Source organism: Klebsiella sp. Ech2A (genome assembly GCF_030078455.1).
GTDB classification, from domain to species: domain Bacteria; phylum Pseudomonadota; class Gammaproteobacteria; order Enterobacterales; family Enterobacteriaceae; genus Klebsiella; species Klebsiella terrigena.
The window spans coordinates 1-21,334 of sequence record NZ_JAQGFU010000073.1 but is presented as its reverse complement, the minus strand read 5'-3'; the positions used below and the strand labels follow the sequence as shown (position 1 = coordinate 21,334).

The 21,334-nt window shown below is 55.8% G+C and carries 19 protein-coding genes and 1 other RNA gene; 10 read left to right on the top strand and 10 right to left on the bottom strand.

Annotated features, from left to right (window positions below; all coding sequences use genetic code 11):
* The first annotated feature begins 427 nt into the window (after window positions 1-427).
* Complete coding sequence (selO, locus tag PFH44_RS14585) at window positions 428-1,870, top strand: protein adenylyltransferase SelO (protein ID WP_283825336.1); 1,443 nt, start codon at window positions 428-430, stop codon at window positions 1,868-1,870.
* A 52-nt stretch (window positions 1,871-1,922) separates the two neighbouring features.
* On the opposite strand, the gene hemP is transcribed toward selO, so the two are convergent.
* The 3 genes from hemP to ppsR all read right to left on the bottom strand — a co-directional run bounded on the left by hemP (window position 1,923) and on the right by ppsR (window position 4,308).
* Window positions 1,923-2,102, bottom strand: a complete 180-nt coding sequence (gene hemP / locus PFH44_RS14580; RefSeq protein ID WP_161795705.1) for a hemin uptake protein HemP — start codon at window positions 2,100-2,102, stop codon at window positions 1,923-1,925.
* 171 nt (window positions 2,103-2,273) lie between these two features.
* Window positions 2,274-3,320 carry a 3-deoxy-7-phosphoheptulonate synthase AroH gene (gene aroH / locus PFH44_RS14575; protein ID WP_045858869.1) on the bottom strand — a complete coding sequence of 349 codons (1,047 nt, stop codon included), beginning with the start codon at window positions 3,318-3,320 and terminating at the stop codon, window positions 2,274-2,276.
* A 154-nt stretch (window positions 3,321-3,474) separates the two neighbouring features.
* Window positions 3,475-4,308 (bottom strand): posphoenolpyruvate synthetase regulatory kinase/phosphorylase PpsR, encoded by an 834-nt coding sequence (gene ppsR, locus PFH44_RS14570; RefSeq protein WP_045859617.1) that lies wholly within the window; start codon window positions 4,306-4,308, stop codon window positions 3,475-3,477.
* A 340-nt stretch (window positions 4,309-4,648) separates the two neighbouring features.
* On the opposite strand from ppsR, the gene ppsA reads away from it, so the two are divergent.
* Window positions 4,649-7,027: a phosphoenolpyruvate synthase gene (gene ppsA / locus PFH44_RS14565; protein ID WP_045858866.1), complete on the top strand. Its 2,379-nt coding sequence runs from the start codon at window positions 4,649-4,651 to the stop codon at window positions 7,025-7,027.
* 126 nt (window positions 7,028-7,153) lie between these two features.
* On the opposite strand, the gene PFH44_RS14560 is transcribed toward ppsA, so the two are convergent.
* The 5 genes from PFH44_RS14560 to ydiK all read right to left on the bottom strand — a co-directional run bounded on the left by PFH44_RS14560 (window position 7,154) and on the right by ydiK (window position 10,987).
* A complete protein-coding gene (locus PFH44_RS14560) occupies window positions 7,154-7,477 on the bottom strand; it encodes a DUF1493 family protein (RefSeq protein WP_045858863.1) in 324 nt (107 codons plus the stop codon).
* Complete coding sequence (locus PFH44_RS14555) at window positions 7,477-7,944, bottom strand: STM2901 family protein (protein ID WP_283825335.1); 468 nt, start codon at window positions 7,942-7,944, stop codon at window positions 7,477-7,479. The genes PFH44_RS14560 and PFH44_RS14555 overlap by 1 nt, the downstream gene beginning before the upstream one ends.
* A gap of 17 nt (window positions 7,945-7,961) precedes the next feature.
* Window positions 7,962-8,444 carry an Hcp family type VI secretion system effector gene (locus tag PFH44_RS14550; RefSeq protein ID WP_283825334.1) on the bottom strand — a complete coding sequence of 161 codons (483 nt, stop codon included), beginning with the start codon at window positions 8,442-8,444 and terminating at the stop codon, window positions 7,962-7,964.
* 1,126 nt (window positions 8,445-9,570) lie between these two features.
* Window positions 9,571-9,678, bottom strand: an RNA gene (gene rprA, locus PFH44_RS14540) — antisense sRNA RprA.
* Between the two features lie 184 nt (window positions 9,679-9,862).
* Window positions 9,863-10,987 (bottom strand): AI-2E family transporter YdiK, encoded by a 1,125-nt coding sequence (gene ydiK / locus PFH44_RS14535; protein ID WP_045858859.1) that lies wholly within the window; start codon window positions 10,985-10,987, stop codon window positions 9,863-9,865.
* 321 nt (window positions 10,988-11,308) lie between these two features.
* Here ydiK and ydiJ point away from each other — a divergent pair, with 321 nt between their 5' ends.
* Window positions 11,309-14,365 (top strand): D-2-hydroxyglutarate dehydrogenase YdiJ, encoded by a 3,057-nt coding sequence (ydiJ, locus tag PFH44_RS14530; protein WP_283825333.1) that lies wholly within the window; start codon window positions 11,309-11,311, stop codon window positions 14,363-14,365.
* Window positions 14,362-14,772, top strand: a complete 411-nt coding sequence (gene menI / locus PFH44_RS14525; protein WP_041146035.1) for a 1,4-dihydroxy-2-naphthoyl-CoA hydrolase — start codon at window positions 14,362-14,364, stop codon at window positions 14,770-14,772. Before ydiJ ends, menI begins: the two co-directional genes overlap by 4 nt.
* 52 nt (window positions 14,773-14,824) lie before the next feature.
* On the opposite strand, the gene PFH44_RS14520 is transcribed toward menI, so the two are convergent.
* On the bottom strand, window positions 14,825-15,013 hold the full coding sequence (locus PFH44_RS14520) for a YegP family protein (RefSeq protein ID WP_045858855.1): 189 nt from the start codon (window positions 15,011-15,013) through the stop codon (window positions 14,825-14,827).
* Window positions 15,014-15,179: 166 nt separating this feature from the next.
* Between PFH44_RS14520 and PFH44_RS14515 the strand changes: the two genes are divergently transcribed.
* Complete coding sequence (locus PFH44_RS14515; RefSeq protein ID WP_041146033.1) at window positions 15,180-15,428, top strand: GlsB/YeaQ/YmgE family stress response membrane protein; 249 nt, start codon at window positions 15,180-15,182, stop codon at window positions 15,426-15,428.
* A 185-nt stretch (window positions 15,429-15,613) separates the two neighbouring features.
* Here PFH44_RS14515 and PFH44_RS14510 read toward each other — a convergent pair whose 3' ends face one another.
* Entirely contained in the window at window positions 15,614-15,937 is a 324-nt protein-coding gene (locus PFH44_RS14510) for a hypothetical protein (RefSeq protein WP_283825332.1), read from the bottom strand.
* Between the two features lie 947 nt (window positions 15,938-16,884).
* On the opposite strand from PFH44_RS14510, the gene sufA reads away from it, so the two are divergent.
* The 5 genes from sufA to PFH44_RS14485 all read left to right on the top strand — a co-directional run.
* Window positions 16,885-17,262, top strand: coding sequence for a Fe-S cluster assembly scaffold SufA (gene sufA / locus PFH44_RS14505; RefSeq protein ID WP_259222998.1), 378 nt, complete (start codon window positions 16,885-16,887; stop codon window positions 17,260-17,262).
* Between the two features lie 2 nt (window positions 17,263-17,264).
* Window positions 17,265-18,752: a Fe-S cluster assembly protein SufB gene (gene sufB / locus PFH44_RS14500; RefSeq protein ID WP_045858848.1), complete on the top strand. Its 1,488-nt coding sequence runs from the start codon at window positions 17,265-17,267 to the stop codon at window positions 18,750-18,752.
* Window positions 18,753-18,818: 66 nt separating this feature from the next.
* Window positions 18,819-19,565, top strand: a complete 747-nt coding sequence (gene sufC, locus PFH44_RS14495; RefSeq protein WP_045858845.1) for a Fe-S cluster assembly ATPase SufC — start codon at window positions 18,819-18,821, stop codon at window positions 19,563-19,565.
* Window positions 19,540-20,814 carry a Fe-S cluster assembly protein SufD gene (gene sufD, locus PFH44_RS14490; protein ID WP_283825331.1) on the top strand — a complete coding sequence of 425 codons (1,275 nt, stop codon included), beginning with the start codon at window positions 19,540-19,542 and terminating at the stop codon, window positions 20,812-20,814. Before sufC ends, sufD begins: the two co-directional genes overlap by 26 nt.
* The coding region (locus PFH44_RS14485; RefSeq protein ID WP_283825330.1) for an aminotransferase class V-fold PLP-dependent enzyme at window positions 20,811-21,334 on the top strand (524 nt) is incomplete at its 3' end. The genes sufD and PFH44_RS14485, both read left to right, overlap by 4 nt.

Sequence of the window (21,334 nt, the reverse complement as noted above, 5' to 3'; positions counted from 1 at the left end):
GGGGAAGATAACCGTCTTCCCCTTAACAATCCCCGCGGTCCCGCACGGAAATCGGTGCTGCGCACTGCGCTCACCTCCCGGCCTGCAGCCTGCGGTCGGCTCAACTCGACCTGCTCGCCCGTTCCGGTGCTCGCTCCTGTCTCGATTCGCCTCTTGCCGCCATCCCTGGCGGCCAGCCCTTGTCTTCCGGGCTTCGGTTCGCCGATTTCAGCGGGGAGCAAGGGCCCCGCTGCACGATTTTTTATCACAAAACGTTCAGTGTTGCGAAAAGACGGACAGGGTGAGGGCAGTAACCTCCGGGTTTCTCAGTTAACAAACAGAGGTACAAACGCGAGACCCCGGCTTCCTCACTTTTATCTTGATAACCCTGTCATTCGCCCGTGTTAATACTTTGTTGAAGGCACTACACTGAAGGCCGGAGGAACCCATGACCCTGTCTTTTACAACCCACTGGCGTGATGAACTGCCAGATTTCTACACCGCCCTGACCCCGACGCCGCTGAGCAACGCGCGGCCGATCTGGCACAACGCGCCGCTGGCGCAGACGTTAGGCGTTCCTGAGGCGCTGTTTCAGCCGTCAACGGGCGCCGGCGTATGGGGCGGCGAAGCGCTGCTACCCGGCATGTCGCCGCTGGCGCAGGTCTATAGCGGCCATCAGTTCGGCTCCTGGGCCGGGCAGTTGGGCGACGGCCGCGGGATCCTGCTGGGCGAGCAGCAGCTGCCCGATGGCCGGCGGATGGACTGGCACCTGAAGGGCGCCGGACTCACGCCCTACTCGCGAATGGGCGACGGGCGCGCCGTGCTGCGCTCGACGATCCGCGAAGGCCTGGCATCGGAAGCGATGCACGCTCTGGGCATACCCACCACCCGTGCGCTGTCGATCGTGACCAGCGACACGCCGGTGTATCGTGAAACCGTCGAGCAGGGAGCGATGCTGATGCGCATCGCTGAGAGCCACGTGCGCTTTGGCCACTTCGAGCACTTCTACTATCGCCGGGAGGCGGAAAAGGTGCAGCAACTGGCCGACTATGTGATTCGTCATCACTGGCCCGAGCTCGACGGAGAGGCGGATAAGTACATTCTGTGGTTCCGTGACGTTGTCACCAGAACGGCGACGCTTATCGCAAGCTGGCAAACGGTAGGCTTTGCGCATGGGGTAATGAATACCGATAACATGTCTATTCTCGGCCTGACGATGGACTACGGCCCGTACGGATTCCTCGATGACTTCAAGCCTGATTTCATCTGCAACCATTCGGATTATCAGGGGCGCTATAGCTTTGAGAATCAGCCGGCGGTAGGGCTGTGGAATCTGCAGCGTCTGGCGCAGTCGCTGTCGCCGTTCATCAGCGCCGATGCACTAAACGCGGCCCTGGATGGCTACCAGCACGCGCTGCTGAGCGCCTACGGCCGCCGCATGCGCGACAAGCTTGGCCTGTTTACCCCGCAGCAGGGCGATAACGATCTGCTGGACGGCCTGTTTGCGCTGATGATGCGCGAAGGCAGCGATTACACCCGCACCTTCAGGATGCTGAGCGCCAGCGAGCAGCTCAGCGCCGCCTCGCCGCTGCGCGATGAGTTTATCGATCGCGCCGCCTTTGATAGCTGGTTTGACGGCTACCGTGCGCGCCTGCGCGATGAGCAGATTGATGATGCGCGGCGTCAGCAGCATATGCGTGCCGTCAACCCGGCGCTGGTGCTGCGAAACTGGCTGGCGCAGCGGGCTATCGAACAGGCGGAACAGGGAAATACCGGCGAACTTGAGCGGCTGCATGAGGCGCTGGCTCAGCCGTTTATCGACCGGGAAGATGATTACGTCAGCCGCCCGCCGGACTGGGGAAAAGGGCTGGAAGTCAGCTGCTCCAGCTGATACGTCAGTGCAATCGGGGGCGTGCTCTCCTCGCGCCAGGCGGCGGGGAGGGCTATTTTGTCAGGATCAGCTTGCCGGCATGGGTTTGACGAAGCAGATAGCGCTGGCCGTCATGCTCGATAACTACCCGACCTTCGGGACCTAGCAGCACCCGGCTGCAAATTTTGCGATCCGTGGCGACAGGGTAAGGGGCATTGTCTTTTGTTTTTTCAGCTGTGGCAGTGTTATCCATTCGCGTCATAGCACCAAAAATAAAAATAAAAGTAACAATGATAATTATTATCAGTAATGTTAATTTTCACGGCAAGCGTTTTTTATCAAAGTACTATATTTGGCAGGCTAACGGTGGGGATATCCCGGCACGTGGGGGGATTCCCACCGCCAGTGCGGTGGGAGAGTGAGCCTACAGGCGAGTGGCGGTTGCCGCAGCCAGTTCAGCCAGCAGGCGCTCGCTGTCTTCCCAGCTCAGGCACGGGTCGGTAATCGACTGGCCCCAGGTCAGCGGCTGCCCGGCAACCACTTTCTGCGTCCCTTCCTTGAGGAAGCTTTCCGCCATGATGCCGGCGATGGCCGTCGATCCGTCGCGGATCTGCTGACACACGTTCTCGCACACTTCCAACTGGCGACGATGCTGCTTCTGGCAGTTGCCGTGGCTGAAGTCCACCACCAGCTGCTCCGGCAGATCAAACTCGCGCAGCGCATCGCAGGCGGCGCTAATGTCCGCCGCATGATAATTTGGCCGTTTGCCGCCGCGCATAATGATATGCCCGTAAGGGTTGCCGCTGGTCTGATAGATGGTCATCTGACCCTGCTTGTCCGGAGAGAGGAACATGTGGCTGGCGCGGGATGCGCGAATCGCATCAACGGCGATGCGCGTGTTGCCATCGGTGCCGTTTTTGAATCCGACCGGGCAGGAGAGCGCGGAGGCCATTTCACGATGGATTTGGCTCTCGGTGGTGCGCGCGCCGATGGCGCCCCAGCCGATCAGATCGGCAATAAACTGTCCGGTCACCATATCGAGGAATTCGGTGGCGGTTGGCACGCCCAGCTCGTTGATCTGCAGTAGCAGGCGACGCGCTACTTCGATACCGTGATTGACCCGATAGCTGCCGTTCAGGTCAGGGTCGGAGATCAAACCCTTCCAGCCGACAACGGTGCGCGGTTTTTCAAAATAGGTGCGCATCACGATTTCCAGCTGCGGCTGGTAGCGCTCGCGCATCGCCTGCAGGCGGCGCGCGTACTCCAGCGCGGCCTCGGTATCGTGAATGGAACATGGGCCAATAACCACCAGCAGGCGGCGATCTTCACCGTTAAGGATTTTTTCAATTCGGCGGCGGGAAGCTGAGACGTGTGCCGCGACATCGGCAGATACGGGATGCCGCTGGGCCAGTTCCGCAGGCGTTACCAGGCTTTCAATGCGCGCGGTACGCAGTTCGTCTGTTTTATTCATTGGGGTCTCAAAAATCTGTTTCTTCCGCGACGAAACTGCCGGGAAGTGATGCGCATCACGATAAACCAATCCCCGCTTATTGCAAGAGCGGGGGATGATCCTGTATAGGCCACGGGTGATAGCATAAACAAATTTTCAATAATGTACTAGTGTGTTAGTACATTCTTCGATTCAGCCCCATGATATCCATGATTTTCGTCGCGATTTCCTCTACTGAATAGTTGGTACTATTCAGGCAGGGAATTTTATTTTTGCGGTACAGGGCCTCCACCTCGGTGACCTCCATTCGGCACTGACGCATCGAAGCATAGCGGCTGTTTTCCCGACGCTCTTCGCGGATCGCCGCCAGGCGCTCAGCGTTAATGGTCAGGCCGAACAGCTTGTGCTGTAGCGGTTTGAGCGAGGCGGGCAGGATTAAATTATCCATATCGTCGGCGATAAACGGATAGTTGGCGGCGCGGATACCGTACTGCATGGCCAGATAGAGGCTGGTCGGCGTTTTGCCGCAGCGCGAGACTCCCAGCAGGATCACCTGGGCCTGATCGAGATTGCGCAGCGAGATGCCGTCGTCGTGGGCGAGGGTGTAGTCAATGGCGGCAATACGCGCATCGTACTTGTTCAGGTTACCCGGCGTCAGGCCGTGGGTACGATGAGCGATCGGCGTGGGGTCGAGGCGCAGCTCCTGCTGCAGCGGCGCCACCAGCGCCTGCACAATATCCTGACAAAATCCTTCGCTTTGCGTGATAATGTCGCGAATTTCCGGGATCACAATGGAGTAAAAGACCAGCGGACGGATACCGCTTTGCTGATAGATCGCGTCGATTTGCTCCTTCACCGCCCGCGCCCGGCTGACATTCTCCACAAAAGGCAGGGTAACGCTGCTGATAGCGACCGGAAACTGCGACATCACCGCGTGCCCCAGCACCTCGGCGGTAATGGCCGTCCCGTCGGAAATATAAAATACGTGGCGATCTACAGCACTTTCCATTTTGACCATCCGGTATAATGAGTTTAATTACCTGAAAGCAGTTATTAAATTTAAGCATATCCGTTTATGTTTTGTCTCACTTTAAAAATGAAACGCTATTTTTATTTTTAATGAAAAGGTAGGTTCATTTTTGCCGGCTGGTTATTTTTTGTCTCTTATTTCAGCAGATTTGTGAAGAATCATTGAGTTAGCTATATCAGGTGAACTGTCCTAAAAAAGAAAAAATAATTTGCTTGAACGATTCACCGTTTTTTTCAGCCGCGTAAATATGTCAGGATAAATCCCGTAGTTGATCGTGAGTTTTTTATCACTGGTATTAAATCACAAAAGGATTGTCTCGATGTCCAACAATGGCTCGTCACCGCTGGTGCTTTGGTATAACCAACTCGGCATGAATGATGTAGACAGAGTTGGGGGCAAAAATGCCTCCCTTGGTGAAATGATCACTAATCTGTCCGGTATGGGTGTTAGCGTACCGAACGGATTTGCCACCACCGCTGATGCCTTCAATCAGTTCCTGGACCAAAGCGGCGTAAACCAGCGCATTTATGAACTGCTGGATAAAACCGACATTGACGACGTTTCCGCATTAGCGAAAGCGGGGGGACAGATCCGTCAGTGGATCATCGATACCCCGTTCCAGAGCGAACTGGAAGACGCAATTCGCGATGCCTATAAGCAGCTGTCCGCCGACAACGCTGAGGCCTCTTTTGCCGTGCGCTCCTCCGCCACGGCCGAGGATATGCCCGATGCCTCCTTCGCCGGGCAGCAAGAGACATTCCTCAACGTGCAGGGCTTCGATGCCGTGCTCGTCGCAGTGAAGCACGTGTTTGCTTCGCTGTTTAACGATCGTGCGATCTCCTATCGCGTGCATCAGGGTTACGATCACCGCGGCGTGGCGCTTTCCGCCGGGGTGCAGCGCATGGTCCGCTCCGACCTCGCTTCGTCCGGCGTCATGTTCTCCATCGATACCGAATCCGGTTTCGATCAGGTGGTGTTTATCACCTCTGCCTGGGGCCTGGGGGAAATGGTGGTGCAGGGCGCGGTAAACCCGGATGAGTTCTACGTCCATAAGCCAACGCTGGAAGCTGGCCGTCCCGCTATCGTGCGCCGGACCATGGGATCGAAAAAAATCCGCATGATTTATGCGCCGACCCAGGAGCACGGCAAGCAGGTGCGTATCGAGGATGTGCCGCAGGCGCAGCGCGATATTTTCTCGTTGACCGACGAGGAAGTGCAGGCGCTGGCGAAGCAGGCGGTGCAGATCGAGAAGCACTACGGCCGTCCGATGGATATCGAGTGGGCGAAAGATGGCCATACCGGCGAGCTGTTTATCGTCCAGGCCCGTCCGGAAACCGTGCGCTCGCGCGGCCAGGTCATGGAGCGCTATACGCTGCATGCTCAGGGGCAGATTGTCGCCGAAGGGCGTGCCATCGGCCACCGCATTGGCGCGGGCCCGGTGAAGGTTATCCATGATATCAGCGAGATGAACCGCATCGAGCCGGGCGACGTCCTGGTTACCGACATGACCGACCCGGACTGGGAACCGATCATGAAAAAAGCGGCGGCCATCGTGACCAACCGCGGCGGGCGTACCTGCCACGCGGCGATTATCGCCCGTGAGCTGGGGATCCCGGCGGTGGTGGGCTGCGGCGACGCGACCGATCGCATCCAGGAAAACCAGAACGTGACCGTCTCCTGCGCGGAAGGCGATACCGGCTACGTCTATGCTGAGCTGCTGGACTTCAGCGTCAAGAGCTCCAGCGTGGGCGAAATGCCCGACCTGCCGCTGAAAATTATGATGAACGTCGGTAACCCGGACCGGGCGTTTGACTTTGCCTGCCTGCCAAACGAAGGCGTAGGCCTGGCGCGCCTGGAGTTCATCATCAACCGAATGATTGGCGTTCATCCGCGCGCGCTGCTGGAGTTCGATGACCAGGAGCCTGGCCTGCAGAACGAAATCCGCGAGCTGATGAAAGGCTACGATTCACCGAGAGAGTTCTACGTCGGTCGCCTGACGGAAGGGATCGCCACGCTGGGCGCGGCATTCTATCCGAAACGCGTTATCGTGCGCCTGTCCGACTTCAAATCTAACGAATACGCCAACCTGGTGGGCGGCGAGCGCTATGAGCCGGAAGAAGAGAACCCTATGCTCGGCTTCCGCGGCGCCGGCCGCTACGTTTCCGACAGCTTCCGCGACTGCTTTGCGCTGGAGTGTGATGCGGTTAAGCGCGTGCGTAACGACATGGGGCTGAGCAACGTCGAGATCATGGTGCCGTTCGTTCGTACCGTCGCCCAGGCGAAAGCGGTGGTGGAAGAGCTGGAGCGTCAGGGCCTGAAGCGCGGCGAGGATGGCCTCAAAATCATCATGATGTGTGAAATCCCGTCCAACGCCCTGCTGGCGGAGCAGTTCCTTGAGTACTTTGACGGCTTCTCTATCGGTTCGAACGATATGACGCAGCTGGCGCTGGGCCTGGATCGCGACTCTGGCGTTGTTTCTGAGCTGTTTGACGAACGTAACGACGCGGTGAAAGCGCTGCTGTCGATGGCGATTCGCGCGGCCAAGAAGCAGGGTAAATATGTCGGTATTTGCGGGCAGGGACCGTCCGACCATGAGGACTTTGCTGCCTGGCTGATGGAAGAGGGGATTGATAGCCTGTCCCTGAACCCGGATACCGTGGTGCAAACCTGGCTTGGTCTGGCTGAGCTCAACAAATAACGCACTCTTTGCCCATGTAAACCCCGCCGCTAATGGCGGGGTTTTTTATTTTAATGGCCACATGATTAGGTATTTTGCGGTCAGGTACATAAAGCGGAAAAATATCCTAAGTAGCGGAGGGGGTTGTTATTCATAAAGCCAGCGACCTGCTTTGGCAGACTTAACGATCATTTCCACCGTAAGTGGTTTAAGTTCTCTTTCAAGGGGGGCGTTTTGCCAGAATGGATACTCATATTCAAAATAGTTAGTCCCGTCAAAGCCGGAGTGTTCAATATTGAAGTGTTCAAACACGTCCAACAGAAAATCATGTGCATCTTCGGGTGAAAATTTGAAATCGTCCTGAAGCGTCCATTCTTTTGTCACCTGTTTCAAGCCCGGTTTTAACCAGTGTCGCCTTACAGGATAGTTATCCATTAAATATTGTATAACTTCTGATTCAAAATCTCTCATTAGAAGTCAGTCCATAATATACGGTCTGAAGGTCTGGCAATCTGGTTGTATTTATCTCGAGTACGCCTGGCTGTCACTGTAAGTGCCACAATCAACTGAGTATAACCTATGAACGGTACCCAGCGGCCGATGAACGTTGCTAGTTTAGGCGTTGAAACCATCTTAAGTTTAGAGAGCTTACCCATAGGTGCTGAGAATTTTAATCCATTAGGGAAACGAGCATCTTTCAAGAGCCTCCTGCTTAGTATTGACGCAATACTGGTACCTGGTGTGTTTGTCTCCGCTGATAGCTTACCTGTGACAGGAATTATTGGCTGACCAATCACAACCATTGTTGCCGCCTCCGTTGTTATCCCTAAAGAATCTGCTAACTGCTCGATAAAGATTAGGTTAAACAGTTCCATGGGCGTTACGTTAGTGTGACCGTGATAGAAGTAGGTTCCGCTAAGTTCTTCTGTAGTATCCATGCAGTCACCCGTTCAAGTTAAGCTGTCTGACGTTCGTTCCATGCGTCTGTATACCTGATATTGCCATCACAGTGCGTCCATGTGATTTTCTCGTAACGTAACTCTACTGACTCAACGTGATTACTATTCGGATCATGTGGTGAGGCCATTGTTGGGGATATTGACACAATTCGAACGCATTCAAGGAACATATTGAAATACTCCACTTCCTGACCTGCGTCATTGATCCTGTACCATTTAATCTCTGCCGAAACTAAATTTTGTCCTGATGCTACGGCCTTGTAGAGGTATGGACTGGAGTAGTCAAACTCTTTAACTATCATCATGGATGAATGTTGCCGCGTTCCCGTGGGCTTACCAGTGGTATTATCCGTGGGGATAGAAAGATTATGATGAAATCCTTTTATCTCGATACTAAATTCACGACCTCGAATGTCTACTCCACCTTTAATAATTGCGTCACCATCATCTCTTAACCATAAATAAGCAGGCATCGCCATGTTTTCAAAACTCCTTAATGAATGAGTGGATAATAAATCACAGAATCGAGGAGGAACTCAAGACTTCTATGTTGATAAGTGTCTTAAATGTATGTATTGGTAAAAACGAGAGGGGGTTATATTTATTATGAATGTATTACTGTGATAATTAATTGCTAGTGGTATATTTCAATGCAATCAGTAATATTCCTTATCTACGCGCTAAGCGTCTGGTCTGCCTGATATCTCTATGAATGCGGTTGCAGAAGCCAAACATCAATCTACCTGGGTTGACGTTAATCATCGCAAAATCCAGTAACTATTGTGTTAATAACCGCTTTACGTTCTTTGTGAAGCACTCGGAGCTATGTCTGAGCATCGTTCTGATTTATGGGAAAAGAACTCCGAGCAGGACTTCTTTTCTGAGGAGTAAATATTGTGGGGGGGATATTAGGATGTGTTGCCACACTAAAACTGAATGGATCCGAGCTACTCTCGGACTGGAGTTTTTCAAATTTAAACGCCCCAGGCATTCGCGGGCGTAAAGGTCGATAACTTTGAGCAGACGCAATGCACTGTCATTGCCAGTAACAGCACGATATCTGAATGAGCTGCGGCTGAGTCGTAGCGCAAAACAGATTTGTTTTTCTCTGCCACCGTATCGGGCCTGTAAATTCCTGACCCATTCGCTCAGCCGGGTCAGTGTCAGATCTTTTTTGCCAGAACATCCTGCAACATCGCCTTGTCGAGGCTGAGATCGGCAACCGGCCTCTTCAGCCTGAGATTCTTCTCTTCCAGCTGCCATATATGTTTGAGTTCAGAAGGGGAAATCCTATCGTATTTTTTATGCCACGTGTAAAACGTGGTATCAGAGATATCGCAGCTTGCACCTGACATCCGGTAAGGACGATACCGCCAGTTATTGCTGTTTACTTACCGTTTAAGACCGTGGCAACGGGCCATTCGCTGCTTACTCAATGGGCGGGATGTGGTCAAAATTAGACACATATCCAGGCAGGCAATACACACTCCATCTCTTTGATTTTGAAGATTGAGGTGAAGACTATGGACGTCCTGGAAACCCCCTGAACTGTACACAAGTAGTGCATTGAGCGTTTGCGATATATATCTAAGTAACTGGTTTTAGACAAAAAAATGCCCATCGTGGGAGATGGGCAAAGACTACACACAGCAATTCGTTGTTTCACTCAGGGGATTTCCATGCTTATAAATCAAGGTGTTGATTTATAACCGTGCTCATATAGTAGACATGGGGACTTTTTGCGTCGATCGGATTCCTCTCAATAGTTAAATTGAAGTGAAGGATATGCGTGGGATATGTAGCGAAAGGAACGGTGAGGGCGTCAGGCAGGCATGAATGTATAAGGTTTATTTATGTTTAAGGCGGGTTTCCCCGCCTTGATATGTGCTGTCAGGGCCTACTTGTCGCTTTTGATATTGCCGGCATTAAGCTCGGTGAGCTCGGCCAGCACCCGATCGGGGTCCTTCGGCGGCGGCGGAACTTCGTGCACCCAGGCGTCGTACAGCCGCCATGATACGGCGAGCAGGACCGGGCCGATAAACAGGCCAATCATGCCAAAGGCAATCAGGCCGCCGATAACGCCGGAGAGGATCAGAATCATCGGCAGGTCGGCACCCATGCGGATAAGCACCGGACGGATAACGTTATCCATTGTCCCCACCACGCAGCTCCACACCAGCAGCACGGTGCCCCAGGTGGTATCGCCGCTGTAGTACAGCCAGATAATGGACGGGATGAGCACAATCAACGGCCCCAGCTGAACGAGGCAGGTGAAGATCATCACCACCGTCAGCAGCGCGGCGTAAGGCACGCCGGTGACCGCCAGGCCGATGCCGCCCAGTACCGCCTGAGTCAGCGCGGTAACCACCACCCCCAGCGCCACGGCGCGAATGGCCTGTCCTGCCAGCAGTACCGCGGCGTCGCCGCGCTTGGCCGCCAGGCGGGTGGCGAAATAGCGGAAGCCATAGGCCACCTTTTCACCCTGCCAATAGAGCAGGGCGCTAAACAGCAGCATCAGTCCGCAGTAGACCAGCAGCTTGCCAATGTGCGCCGCCTGCCCCACAAACCAGGTGGTGGTGGTGCCGATATAGGGCCGAATTTTGGCCATGATCGCCGCGCCCCCCATATCCAGCAGGCCATGCCATGCGGAGTAGAGCTTGCCGCCAATCAGCGGGATGCTGTTCAGCCAGGCAAAATCCGGCAGGCTGACGCTACCGGTGGTAAACATTTTAATCAGCGGCGCGCTGTTATCGACCAGGCTGTTGACCAGCAGCGCGATCGGGATAACGAACAGCAGGAATAACAGCACGGTCATTATCAGCACCGCGAGGGCGCGTTTGCCAAACAGCAGCCGCTGCAGGCGGAGAAGTACCGGCCAGGTGGCAATGACCACGGTGCCTGCCCAGGCAAATGACAGAATAAAGGGCTGTACGACCCACAGGCAGGAAACAATAATCAGGGACAAAAACAGCACCGATAGCAGAACCTGCGGTATATCCCGGGGCTGACGCTCGTTAATCATAGAGAAATTTTACCTTTCCAGTGGCGCCAAAAGGCTGACGCAGCGTAATTCCATATACTGATAATAATACCAATAATTTCACGAGCCTGATTCTGCACATAAATCTGGTGGGCGCATATGAAAAAAATGTGATAAAAAGTTGACTGCACTACGCAATCGTTTAGTTACCCACACGCAAAATCATCCAGGATACCTCGAACCGGCAGGTGAAAGCTCGCGACGTTTGCCTAAGTCAACGTTCGGCGCAGCAAAAGCGGCTGACGAAAGCGCTCGAAGGATGAAGTTTTTACAACACAACATAGTCAGGCAGGGTCAAGCGTTATGATCCCACAAATTTCTCAAGCACCAGGCGTCGTTCAGCTGGTATTGAATTTTTTGCAGGTACTGGAGCAACAAGGTTTTACCGGCGATACCGCCACCAGCTATGCCGACAGGCTAACGATGGCGACGGATAACAGCATCTATCAGCTGCTGCCGGACGCGATTTTATTCCCCCGCTCCACGGCGGACGTCGCGCTGCTGGCGAGAGTGGCGGCGGATGAGCGTTTTAAAACGCTGGTCTTTACGCCACGCGGCGGCGGCACCGGCACCAACGGCCAGTCGCTGAACGCGGGAATAGTCGTTGATATGTCCCGCTATATGAACCGCATTATCGAAATTAACCCGGAAGAAGGCTGGGTTAGGGTCGAAGCCGGGGTCATTAAAGATCAGCTCAACCAATATCTTAAGCCGTACGGCTACTTTTTCGCGCCGGAGCTGTCAACCAGCAACCGCGCCACCCTCGGCGGAATGATCAATACCGATGCCTCCGGCCAGGGGTCGCTGGTGTACGGTAAAACCTCCGATCACGTGCTGGGCGTGCGCTCGGTGCTGATGGGGGGCGATATTCTGGATACCCAGGCCATTCCCGCAGCCCTGGCAGAAACCCTGGCGAACGAGCAGTCGGCAATCGGGCGCATTTATCGCACCGTCTACCAGCGCTGCAAAGCGCAGCGCCAGCTAATTATCGATAAATTCCCCAAACTTAACCGCTTCCTGACCGGCTACGATCTGCGCCACGTCTTTAATGACGATCTCAGCGAATTCGACCTGACGCGGGTATTAACCGGTTCGGAAGGGACGCTGGCGTTTATTACCGAAGCGCGTCTCGACATCACCCGGCTGCCGAAGGTGCGTCGGCTGGTGAACGTTAAGTATGATTCGTTTGACTCCGCGCTGCGCAATGCGCCGTTTATGGTGGCCGCCAACGCGCTGTCGGTGGAAACCGTCGACTCGAAGGTGCTCAACCTCGCCCGGGAGGATATCGTCTGGCACTCGGTCAGCGAACTGATCGCCGACGTGCCGGATAAAGAGATGCTGGGGCTGAACATCGTCGAGTTTTCCGGCGATGACGTCGAGCTGATCGACGGCCAGGTAGCTTCGCTGTGTCAGCGCCTGGAGCGGCTGATCGCCCAGGGCGAGGCCGGCGTCATCGGCTGGCAGGTGTGCGGCGAGCTGGACGGCGTCGAGCGTATCTATGCGATGCGTAAAAAGGCGGTAGGGCTGCTGGGTAACGCGAAGGGGGCGGCTAAACCGATTCCCTTTGCCGAAGATACCTGCGTGCCGCCGGAGCATCTGGCGGATTACATCGTCGAGTTTCGCGCGCTTCTGGATGCCCACGGCCTGAGCTACGGCATGTTTGGTCACGTTGATGCCGGGGTGCTGCACGTGCGCCCGGCGCTGGATATGTGCGATCCTCAGCAGGAAGTGCTGATGAAGCAGATCTCCGATGAAGTGGTCGCCCTGACGGCCAAATACGGCGGCCTGCTGTGGGGTGAGCACGGGAAGGGGTTCCGCGCCGAGTACAGCCCGGCGTTCTTTGGCGACGAGCTCTACGGCGAGCTGCGGAAGGTGAAGGCGGCATTTGACCCGGATAACCGCCTTAACCCGGGTAAAATTTGCCCGCCGGAAGGCGTCGATGCGCCGATGATGAAGGTGGACGCGGTGAAACGCGGCACCTTCGATCGCCAGATCCCTATCGCCGTACGCGGCTCATGGCGCGGGGCGATGGAGTGTAACGGTAACGGCCTGTGCTTTAACTTTGATGTTAAAAGCCCGATGTGCCCGTCGATGAAGGTGAGCAATCATCGTATCCATTCGCCGAAAGGCCGGGCAACGCTGGTGCGCGAATGGCTGCGTCTGCTGGCCGATCGGGGTATCGATCCCAATCAGCTGGAGAGCCAGCTGGCGGAGAAACGCGCCAGCCTGCGCGAGCTTATTGAGCGCACCCGCAACAGCTGGCACGCGCGCAAGGGCGAGTATGACTTCTCCCATGAGGTCAAAGAGGCGATGTCCGGCTGCCTGGCCTGCAAAGCCTGCTCTACCCAGTGTCCGATTAAAATCGACGTTCCTGAGTTCCGTTCGCGCTTCCTGCAGCTTTACCACAGCCGCTATCTGCGCCCGGTTCGCGACCATCTGGTGGCGACGGTGGAATCCTACGCGCCGCTGATGGCGCAGGCGCCGAAAACCTTTAACTTCTTCATTAACCAGCCGTGGATGCGCAAGCTGTCGGAGAAGCACATCGGGATGGTGGATTTACCGCTGCTTTCTACGCCGTCGCTGAAGCAGCAAATGGTCGGCCACCGTTCGGCGAATATGACGCTGGAGCAGCTTGAAGCGCTGAGCGCCGAGCAAAAGGCCAAAATGGTGCTGGTGGTGCAGGATCCGTTCACCAGCTACTACGATGCGCAGGTGGTGGCTGATTTTATCCGGCTGGTGGAAAAAGTCGGCTATCAGCCGGTGCTGCTGCCGTTTTCACCAAACGGCAAGGCGCAGCATATTAAAGGCTTCCTGTCGCGTTTCGCCCGTACGGCGCAGAAAACGGCGGACTTCCTCAACCGGATGGCGCAGCTCGAGATCCCGATGGTCGGCGTCGATCCGGCCCTGGTGCTGTGCTATCGCGATGAATACAACCAGACGCTGGGCGATAAGCGCGGCGACTTCCGCGTGATGCTGGTGCATGAATGGCTGCCGCGGGCCCTGCCTGAAACTGCGGTGCAGGATAGCGGCGGCGAGGCGTGGTATCTGTTTGGTCACTGCACGGAGGTCACGGCGCTCCCGGCGGCCCCGAAACAGTGGGCCGAAATCTTTGCGCGCTTTGGCGCGAAGCTGGAAAACGTCAGCGTGGGCTGCTGTGGCATGGCCGGAACCTACGGTCATGAGGTTAAAAACCATGCCAACTCGCTGGCGATTTACGCGCTTTCCTGGCAACAGGCGATTCAGCGTTTGCCGCGCAACCGCTGTCTGGTGACCGGCTACTCCTGCCGTAGTCAGGTTAAGCGTATTGAAGGCAGCGGCGTACGTCACCCGCTGCAGGCGCTGCTGGAGATTATTGGATGATTTGGAAACGTCAGACAACGCTGGAACAGCTCAACGGCATGGGCGAGGGCAATATGGTGGGCCTGCTGGATATCCGCTTTGATGTGTTTACCGATGACACCATTGAAGCCACGATGCCGGTAGACAGCCGAACCCATCAGCCGTTCGGCCTGCTGCACGGCGGCGCGTCGGTGGTGCTGGCCGAAACGCTGGGTTCGGTTGCCGGCTATTTATGCAGCGAAGGCGAGCAAAAGGTGGTGGGGCTGGAGGTTAACGCTAACCATATCCGTTCGGTTCGCGGCGGTCGGGTGCGTGGCGTCTGTAAAGCACTGCACGTCGGGTCTCGCCATCAGGTGTGGCAGATTGAAATATCCGACGAGCAGGGGCGCCTGTGCTGCTCGTCGCGGCTGACGACGGCGGTGGTTTAAGCGCGCGCGCCGCCTGAGGTGATATATGGGGGAAAGTCTTCCCCCATATTCTTTATAGCGATTCATCCTTAATTATTTCACTCGGGCCATTCTTCTGCACCGAGGCAATTCCTTTTTTAGCCGCATCCTTCGAGGCATACATTTCACTGGTGGCGATGGTTTCGTGGTTATCGGCCTTCAGTAAGAAATACCAGGGTTGGGACAGGCTCTTCTCTGACTTTTTAATGACGTAATACCCCATCTTTTATCCCTTTTCACGTTAACGACTTCTCTTGATATGTAGACCACTTCGGCTGCTACGGCAAGTAATCCTCTAATAAATATATAGTTCATGATTTTTTCGCTCCGTATATGCTACTATTTAATCACTATGCACTTGCAGAGCAACAAAGAGGACGGAGTTAACCATGGGTATCATTTCCTGGATCATTTTTGGTCTTATTGCCGGTATTTTAGCTAAGTGGATTATGCCGGGCAAAGACGGTGGCGGCTTTTTCGTCACTATCATTCTGGGGGTCATCGGTGCGGTAGTGGGTGGCTGGATCAGCACCTTCTTCGGCTTTGGCAAGGTTGACGGGTTTAATTTCGGTAGCTTTGTCGTTGCGGTAATTGGCGCGCTGGTGGTGCTGTTTATCTACAGAAAGATTAAGAGCTAATAGCCCTTCAGTATCAGACTGAGTCATAAGATACAAAAGCTGCCGTTATTATTGGCAGCTTTTTTTTCGTTTGCATAATAGCCATGCCGATGCGTCGGGTGACAAACAACCCCATAAACCCGGCGGGTAAATCCATTTCGACCGCTTATTCATCGCGCCTGCACGGTTTAATTAACCCGACAAAATCACAGGGTTCCGGTTTCTGCCATATCGGGTACGGCGACGACTTCAACATGGACTTCATAATGCCGGGCTTTGCTGGCAGGGATTAACGCGGTGAGCTTATTAATGGTGTCAGTCGGATTATCGCTGGCAACGGTCGCGGAGAAGAGCGCCGGCTTTCTCGGCGGCAGTGGAGGCATGGGCATGGGGCCACGCTGCTGGTTCATCTCAAACGGCGGCTGTCCGGCGTTATCCCGCACAGGCGGCGTTTCGCTTTTATCCGCGGCGAAGGCGCTGGCGGCGGCAATAGAAACGGTTGCTAACAGGGCAATGATTGTTCCTTTCATCTTCGTTACCTCTTAAGTGTGTGGCTAAAATCTTAGAGGTTAGGTTTCGGGCCGACAATCCCACCGGGGGCGAATCCTCCAAATCTCCTTATTTATTAACGACTGTGGAGGCTCTGCAGGAGGGCGCGCGGGAAGGTAAAACCGAGGGTCGGTTTCATCAGGACACGGCTATGGCCGGCCGATAAGCGGCGAGAATCGGAACAGCGCGGCAAAGAGCTGTGGCGCAACAGGCTTTCAGTCCAGCAGTACGCTCATTACCAGAAGAACTACCATGCACATCGACATAATACTGATATCTATCATCCGTTACGACAAAAGCTCCAGGTTATCAGCGGCTCCGACATCATGCCGAAACCCATAGAAATTATAAGCGAAGATTGTACACCAGCTTGATCATAGTGATTAAAACTTAATCCCCGCGGGACGGGCGACTTTATAACCAAAATGTCTACATATAGCCACACAACAACCCTGGTTTTCAGATAATACTTATAGATTGAGTGTGGTATTCGTGAGGACGGCACAAAGTTCTGCGACTGGATGAGGCTTTTCGCGGCATAGCTGAAAAGTCGCCGCGCCTTCAACGCCGGGCGGAACGCGGCCGGAGGCGCCCGATCGCGCGGCGGTGTGACTATATAACCCCTTGAATATCCGATAAGTCGCTGAAAGGCGGATTTTTTCATCTCCTATCTCAAAAATCGGTATTTTCGATGCATCTTTTCCATTGCCGCATTTTCTGCCAACCCACATCAAATAACTTATTATTTTTCAGTCTATTAAATAGAAAAAATGAGACCTGATAAGCAGTAAAGCAGGGTCTATGCTTATAAAAAGGGCCATAAAAGAGTCTCAGGGGCGAATACCCCTTCTCCAGATGGGTTGAAGTGATAATCGTTATCACTAACATGGTGAGATGCCCTGATGGCGCCAACCAATGAGGTAGACCGATGGAAGTACAAGCAGGAACCTTTAATCCCGACGATTTTAGCTGGCGTGGCCTGATCATGACGCCCGCCGCCGCCGCCCATATCCGTGAGCTGGTGAGCAAGCAGCCGCCGATGCAGGGGCTGCGTCTTGGCGTAAAAACCAGCGGCTGTGCCGGCTTTGCCTACGTGATGGAGCTTATCGCAGAGCCCGCGAAAGACGATCTGCTGTTTGAGTTCGAAGGCGCGAAGCTGTGGGCGCCGCTGCAGGCCATGCCGTTTATTGATGGTACGGAGCTGGATTACGTTCGGGAAGGATTAAATGAAATCTTTAAGTTTCATAACCCGAAAGCGCAGCACGAGTGCGGCTGCGGTGAAAGCTTTGGGGTTCAGGCGGAGTAATTATGTCTCGTAATACTGAAACAACTGACGATGTCAAAACCTGGACCGGCGGGCCGCTGAACTATAAAGAAGGCTTTTTTACCCGGTTACAGACCGATGAGCTGGCCAAGGGCATCAACGAAGAGGTGGTGCGGGCGATCTCCGCCCGCCGCAACGAGCCGGAGTGGATGCTTGAGTTCAGGCTGAACGCCTTCAGAGCGTGGCTGGAGATGGAAGAGCCGCACTGGCTCAAGGCGCACTACGACAAGCTGGACTATCAGGACTACAGCTACTATTCCGCGCCCTCCTGCGGCAACTGCGACGACACCTGCGCCTCCGAGCCGGGTGCGGTGCAGCAAACCGGCCCCGCCGACTATCTGACCAGCGAAGTTGAAGAGGCCTTCAATCTGCTGGGCGTGCCGGTACGCGAAGGGCGCGAAGTGGCGGTGGACGCCATCTTTGACTCGGTCTCGGTCGCCACCACCTACCGGGAAAAGCTGGCGGAGCAGGGCATCATCTTCTGCTCCTTTGGCGAAGCGATCCACGATCATCCGGAGCTGGTGAAAAAATATCTCGGCACCGTGGTGCCCGGCAATGACAACTTCTTCGCCGCGCTGAACGCCGCGGTCGCCTCCGACGGCACCTTTATCTACGTGCCGAAAGGCGTGCGCTGCCCGATGGAGCTATCGACCTATTTCCGCATCAATGCCGAAAAAACCGGCCAGTTTGAACGCACGATCCTCGTCGCCGACGAGGGCAGCTACGTCAGCTATATCGAAGGCTGCTCGGCGCCGGTTCGCGACAGCTACCAGCTGCATGCGGCGGTGGTTGAGGTCATCATCCACAAAGATGCCGAAGTAAAATACTCCACGGTGCAGAACTGGTTCCCCGGGGATAACAACACCGGCGGGATCCTCAACTTCGTCACCAAGCGAGCGCTCTGCGAAGGTGAAAACAGCAAAATGTCGTGGACCCAGTCGGAGACCGGCTCGGCGATAACGTGGAAGTATCCGAGCTGCATTCTGCGCGGCGACAACTCCATCGGCGAGTTCTTCTCGGTGGCGCTGACCAGCGGTCATCAGCAGGCGGATACCGGCACCAAAATGATTCATATCGGTAAAAACACCCGCTCGACGATTATCTCCAAAGGGATCTCCGCCGGTAAAAGCCAGAACAGCTACCGCGGGCTGGTCAAAATTATGCCGACGGCGACCAACGCGCGAAACTTTACCCAGTGCGACTCGATGCTGATCGGGCCCGACTGCGGGGCGCACACCTTCCCGTACGTTGAGTGCCGTAACAACAGCGCCCAGCTGGAGCATGAAGCCACCACCTCGCGAATTGGTGAAGATCAGCTCTTCTACTGCCTGCAGCGCGGGATCAGTGAAGATGATGCGATCTCAATGATCGTTAACGGCTTCTGTAAGGATGTCTTCTCAGAGCTGCCGCTGGAATTTGCCGTGGAAGCGCAAAAACTGCTGGCGATTAGCCTTGAACACAGCGTCGGTTAACAGTCTGGCCCATGCCGGCTGCGCGATGGCGCCGCCCGAAGCAGACTGCCGAATTAAGGAATATACATGTTAAGCATTAAAGATTTGCAGGTATCCGTTGACGATAAAGAGATCCTGCGCGGGTTGAACCTCGATATCCGACCCGGCGAAGTTCACGCCATTATGGGGCCCAACGGCTCCGGGAAAAGCACGCTCTCCGCAACGCTCGCCGGGCGGGAAGACTACGAGGTGACCGGCGGTAGCGTTGAGTTTAAGGGCAAGGATCTGCTCGAGCTCGCGCCGGAAGATCGCGCGGGAGAAGGGATCTTTATGGCCTTCCAGTACCCGGTGGAAATTCCGGGCGTCAGCAACCAGTTTTTCCTGCAAACGGCGCTGAACGCGGTGCGCCGCTATCGCGGGCAGGAGCAGCTGGATCGCTTCGATTTTCAGGATCTGATGGAAGAGAAAATTAAGCTGCTGAAGATGCCGGAAGATCTGCTGACCCGCTCGGTCAACGTCGGCTTTTCCGGCGGCGAGAAAAAGCGCAACGACATTCTGCAGATGGCGGTGCTGGAGCCGGAGCTGTGCATTCTCGATGAGTCCGACTCGGGGCTGGATATCGACGCCCTGAAGATCGTATCTGACGGCGTTAACGCGCTGCGCGACGGCAAGCGCGCGTTTATTATCGTCACCCACTACCAGCGTATTCTCGACTATATCAAGCCTGATTACGTCCACGTGCTGTACCAGGGGCGGATCGTCAAATCCGGCGACTTCACCCTGGTCAAACAACTGGAGGAGCAGGGCTATGGCTGGCTTACCGAACAGCAGTAACGCGCTGCAGCAGTGGCACCACCTGTTTGAAGAGCAGGCGGAGCTGAGAACGCCGGAAGCGCACCAGCACCTGCAGCAGGCGCTGCGCCTGGGGATGCCGACGCGTAAGCATGAACACTGGAAATATACCCCGCTGGATGCGCTGCTTGGCGGCACCTTTGTTGCCCCGCAGCCCGAGGCGCTAACCGAGGCGCAGCGGGATGCGCTGGCGCTCTCCGTCGACGCCTGGCGGCTGGTGTTTATCGATGGCCGCTACAGCGAAGCGCTGAGCGACGCGCTGGGCGACAGCGGTTACGAAGTGAATATCGATAACCAGCGTCAGGCGCTGCCCGACGCGCTGCAGCCGGAGCTGTTTCTGCACCTGACCGAAAGCCTGGCGCCGACGGTGACCCGCATTCGCGTGAAGCGCAACCAGCGCCCCGCGAGGCCGTTGCTGATTATGCACGTGACGCGCGGGCTGGCGGGCGAAGAGATGAACACCGCGCACTACCGGCATCATCTGGAGCTGGAGAGCGGCGCGGAGGCGACGATTATCGAGCACTACGTCAGCCTCAACGAGCAGCGCCATTTCACCGGCGGACGGCTGACCGCCGCGGTGGCGGATAACGCCCATCTGCAGCATATCAAGCTGGCCTTTGAAAATGCCCAGAGCTACCACTTTGCCCACAACGACCTCTCTCTGGGCCGCGATGCGTCGGCCTTTAGCAGCAGCTTCCTGCTCGGCGGCGCGGTGCTGCGCCAGAATACCAGCGTGCAGCTGCGGGGTGAGAACAGCAACCTGCGGATCAACTCCCTGGCGATGCCGGTCAAAAACGAGGTCTGCGACAGCCGCACCTGGCTGAACCATGACGTCGGCTACTGCAACAGCCGCCAGCTGCATAAAACCATCGTCAACGACAAAGGCCGGGCGGTGTTTAATGGCCTGATTAACGTTGCGCCGAACGCGATTAAAACCGACGGTCAGATGACCAACAACAATCTGCTGCTGGGCCGGCTGTCGGAGGTGGATACCAAGCCGCAGCTGGAGATTTACGCCGATGACGTCAAGTGTAGCCACGGCGCCACCATCGGGCGCATCGACGACGAACAGCTGTTTTACCTGCGCTCGCGCGGCATTACCCAGCAGGCGGCGCAGCACATGATTCTGTACGCTTTCGCCGCCGAGCTGACGGAAGCCATCGGCGACGTGGCGCTCAGGCAGCAAATTCTCGCGCGCATCGGCCAGCGTTTACCGGGAGAGACAGCATGACATTTTCTGTTGAACGAGTCCGCGCAGATTTTCCGCTGCTCGGCCGGGAGGTCAACGGCCAGCCGCTGGCCTATCTGGACAGCGCCGCCAGCGCGCAAAAACCGGAGGCGGTGATTCGCGCCGAGGCGGAGTTTTACCGTCACGGCTATGCCGCCGTGCATCGCGGTATTCACACTCTTAGCGCGGAGGCGACGACGCGCATGGAGCAGGTTCGCCAGCAGGCGGCAACCTTCCTCAACGCGCGCTCAGCGGAGGAGCTGGTCTTCGTCCGCGGCACCACCGAAGGCATCAACCTGGTCGCCAATAGCTGGGCGAGCGCCAACGTGGGGGGCGGGGATAACATCATCGTCAGCGCCATGGAGCATCACGCCAATATCGTTCCGTGGCAGCTGCTCTGTGCCCGCGTGGGCGCCGAGCTGCGGGTGATCCCGCTCAATCCGGACGGAACCCTGCAGCTGGATGCGGTACCGGGCCTGTTTGACGCGCGCACCCGGCTGCTGGCCATCACCCAGGTCTCTAA